This is a genomic window from Hymenobacter agri (assembly GCF_054778495.1).
In genome coordinates, this window is sequence record NZ_BAAGZM010000488.1 from 1 (window position 1) to 3,324 (window position 3,324).

Consider the following 3,324-nt stretch of genomic DNA (forward strand, 5'->3'; position numbering starts at 1 on the left):
GGCCGCTGAGGCGAATGGCGCGCTGCCACAGGCTGGTGTGCAGCGCGCCCACTTGCAGGCGGTACTGGCCGTGGGTCTGGATGCTGACCTGCTGCTCCAACTTGCGGCGCAGCCACGGGTCGAGCCAGTGCTGGGCGACCAGCACGGCCGCCAGCAGCAGGGCCACCGTGCCCAACAGCCACCATACCCAGCGCCGGGGGCGAGGCTTCGAAACCGGAGCAGGCGAAACAGAAGAGGCGGACGAAGCAGGCACGGAAGGAACGAACTGGCTGGCTTAACGGCGAAAGCGGCCGGCAGGGTTGTGCCGCCCACCAGCGAAGTCGATAAAAGCGCCGACTTTCCCGACCACGCCCCTGCTTGCCGGGCCGGAGCCACGCAGTGGATAAGGACGAAGCCCAGCGAATGTTTTCGGCGTGTTGCCCGGCGCGCCTACATTTGGCCCATGCAAGCTCCTGCCGATTCCGCCGCGCTGGGCGAGGCCCTGCTGGCCTCCTTCCGCCACAATTTTCAGCAATACAAAGCCTTGGCCGACCGCGCCCTGGCCCAAATCAGCCCCGAAGAATGGCGGTACCAGCCCGCTCCGGGCAGCAACTCGGTGGCCGTCATCGTGCAGCATCTGGTGGGCAACCTGCGCTCGCGCTTCACCGATTTTCTGACCACCGACGGCGAAAAGCCCACCCGCCAGCGCGACCAGGAATTCGAAGAGCCCACCGCCGCCAGCATTCCGGCCCTGCAAGCCGAGTGGCACACCGCCTGGCAAATCCTGTTCGACCTGCTCGACGCGCTGCAGCCCGCCGACCTGCTGCGCACGGTGCGCATCCGCGGCGAGGCGCACACCGTGCTGCAGGCCGTGCAGCGGCAGGTGGCGCACTATAGCTCGCACGTGGGGCAGCTGGTGCAGCTGGCCAAAATTATGCGGGGCGAGGCGTTCCAGTCGCTCAGCATTCCGCGCGGCCAGAGCCAGCAGTTCAACCAGCAGCTCGGGCACCGGTAGGGGGCCGGGGGCTCAATTTGAGAGCGGTGCCTGGCGGCCGTGGCGGCGTGCATCGCCCCGGGCGGGGGCTTGCTTTGGGCGTCGCTGCCAAGCCGGCGGTCGATTGTCGATAACCCATCCGGCGCTGCAGGCCGTACACCCGGCCGTATGCCTTTCAGTTGCTACCCAATGCTAGCCATTACTACCCTGCTTTCGCCGCCCCACGCCGCCCGCATCAACCGCATCATCGAGAGCCTGGAGGATAAGTTCGGCCTCGACGACGTGCAGGCCACCCTCGACCCGCACCTGACCTACCAGCTGGCCGGCGTGCGCAAGCTCTGCGCCCTCAAAGAGGCGCTGGCCGACGTGGCGGCCACCACTGAGCCGTTTCCGGCCTTCACCACCGGGCTGGGCGTGTTTCCGGGCGAGCGGCCGGTCATCTACATTCCGGTGTTGCGCTCCGATGCCCTCAATGCCCTACACCGGCGCATTCTGGCCGCCACCGCGCCGCTGTGCCTGCGCACCGACAAATTCAGCGGGCCTGACTGCTGGCTGCCGCACATCTCGCTGGCCCTGCACGACACCACGCCCGACCTGCTTGGCCCCGTGCTCGGCTACCTCAACCAGGAAACCTACAACCTCAAAATCACCATCGACAACCTCGCCATTCTGCGCCAGGAAGGCGAGCAGTTTGTGCAGGAAGAGGTGTTTAAAATGCACGAAAAGGTGTTGAGGTAGGGGCGTTTCCCCAGGTGCTTACACCGACGGCGGAATCTGCGTGCCGTTATCTAAGCTCTGCCACAGGTACTTGCAGGCCAGCGAGCGGTAGGGCCGCCACGGTTCGGCAATGGCCAGCATGCGCTTGTGCAGGGCGCGCCCAGTTTCTTCGAGGCCGTAGAGCTTGCGCATGGCATTCTGCACGCCCAGGTCGCCTTCCGAAAACACGTCGGGCTGGTCGAGGGCGAACATTTGCAGCATCTGGGCCGTCCAGCGGCCCACGCCTTTGATGGCGGTAAGATGCTGCGTGAAGGCCTCTTCCGACAGGCTGGTGAGGTGCTCGTAGTCGAGCAGGCCGCGCTCGTTATACTCGGCAATGGCTTTGAGGTAACCGGCTTTTTGGCGCGAGAGGCCCACTGCGCGCAGCTCGTCCTCGCTCAGGGCCAGCACTTCGCGGGGCTCGGGATAGCCCTCGGGCGGGAATAGGGATTGAAACCGCTTCCAGATAGCGGCGGCGGCTTTGGTCGAAATCTGCTGGCTCACAATGGCGCGCAGCAGGGCCAGGTACAGGTCTTCGTGGGGCCGCGGGTGGATGTCGCGGCCGTTGGCGATGACGGCGCCGAGGATGGGGTCGGCGGCCATAAGGTGTTCGATGGCGGCTTGGTTGAGCATGTTTGCAGAGCGAAAAATCGAAGCGCAGAAACTGGCTTTACGCCGGCAGGTCGTGCGGGTCAACGGGAATCAGAATAATATCGAGCACCACGCCGGTAGGGGAGAGGCGCAGGCCGCACAGGTTGCGCCCAAACACCGCGCCCGTATCGATGTACATGGTGTGCGAGTCGGGGTCGTGAATGGGCTCGCCGTCGGGCATCGGCGTGTGGCCCACCACCTGCAGCTTGTCGAGGCGCTTGAGCGGCCCCCGTGCCCACAGCAGCCCATCGGAACTGTCGGGGTCGAGAGCGTGCGGCGAGGTGCTGATGCCGGCGTGGCTCACCAGCACATGGTCGTTTTCCCAGAGCAGCGGCCGCGCTTCCAGCCAGTTCAGGTGTTCGGCCAGCAGCCCGGCCTGGGCTTCGTACTGGTCGAGGGTGCTGCGGCCACCCCATTTCAGCCAGCCCGGGTACGGGCCTTGCGGCCCGAAGTGATGCAGCAGCGCATCCTCGTGGTTGCCCAGCAGGAAGGTGGTCGTGGCGGGGTACTGGTCGTTAAGCTGCTTCGCCAAGACTACGGTTTCCGGAATGTGAGCGCCCCGGTCCACCAGGTCGCCCACCTGAATGAGGTGGTCGGTGGCCGGGTCCCAGCGCGTCAGCAGCTCGCGAAAGGTGTGAGAGCAGCCGTGCACATCGCCGATGATAAATAGATTCATGGCCTGAAAAACAGCGAAAACCTGCCAAAAAGGTCCTGCCGGCGCAGAATTAAGCCGCAGTTTTGGTGGACGATTCGGTAGGTTTGGCAAGCCCCAGCCGCCGCACCAGCGGCCCGATGGTGAGGCCCTGGCCGATAACCGAAAACACGACAATGACATACGTCATGCCCACCAGCAGCTCGCGCGGCATAGCGGCGGGCAGGCTCAGGGCCAAGGCCACCGAGAGGCCGCCGCGCAGCCCGCCCCAGGTCAGCACCGTCAGGCTGTG

General features: G+C 65.4%; 6 protein-coding genes. 2 read left to right on the top strand and 4 right to left on the bottom strand.

The features are described 5' to 3' along the window. On the bottom strand, nt 1-253 hold a 253-nt coding region (locus ACYVDE_RS18100), incomplete at its 3' end, for a hypothetical protein (RefSeq protein WP_460502956.1). A 189-nt stretch (nt 254-442) separates the two neighbouring features. Between ACYVDE_RS18100 and ACYVDE_RS18105 the strand changes: the two genes are divergently transcribed. Beyond that, the gene (locus ACYVDE_RS18105) at nt 443-994 is read left to right on the top strand and encodes a DinB family protein (protein ID WP_460502957.1); all 552 of its coding nucleotides are present in this window, start codon (nt 443-445) and stop codon (nt 992-994) included. Between the two features lie 168 nt (nt 995-1,162). Next, nucleotides 1,163-1,711 (top strand): 2'-5' RNA ligase family protein, encoded by a 549-nt coding sequence (locus ACYVDE_RS18110; RefSeq protein WP_460502958.1) that lies wholly within the window; start codon nt 1,163-1,165, stop codon nt 1,709-1,711. A gap of 18 nt (nt 1,712-1,729) precedes the next feature. Here the strand turns inward: ACYVDE_RS18110 and ACYVDE_RS18115 are convergent, their stop codons facing one another. The 3 genes from ACYVDE_RS18115 to ACYVDE_RS18125 all read right to left on the bottom strand — a co-directional run. Beyond that, complete coding sequence (locus tag ACYVDE_RS18115; protein WP_460502959.1) at nt 1,730-2,362, bottom strand: DNA-3-methyladenine glycosylase family protein; 633 nt, start codon at nt 2,360-2,362, stop codon at nt 1,730-1,732. Between the two features lie 37 nt (nt 2,363-2,399). After that, on the bottom strand, nt 2,400-3,056 hold the full coding sequence (locus ACYVDE_RS18120) for a metallophosphoesterase family protein (RefSeq protein WP_460502960.1): 657 nt from the start codon (nt 3,054-3,056) through the stop codon (nt 2,400-2,402). A gap of 49 nt (nt 3,057-3,105) precedes the next feature. Next, on the bottom strand, nt 3,106-3,324 hold a 219-nt coding region (locus tag ACYVDE_RS18125), incomplete at its 5' end, for a cation:proton antiporter domain-containing protein (RefSeq protein WP_460502961.1).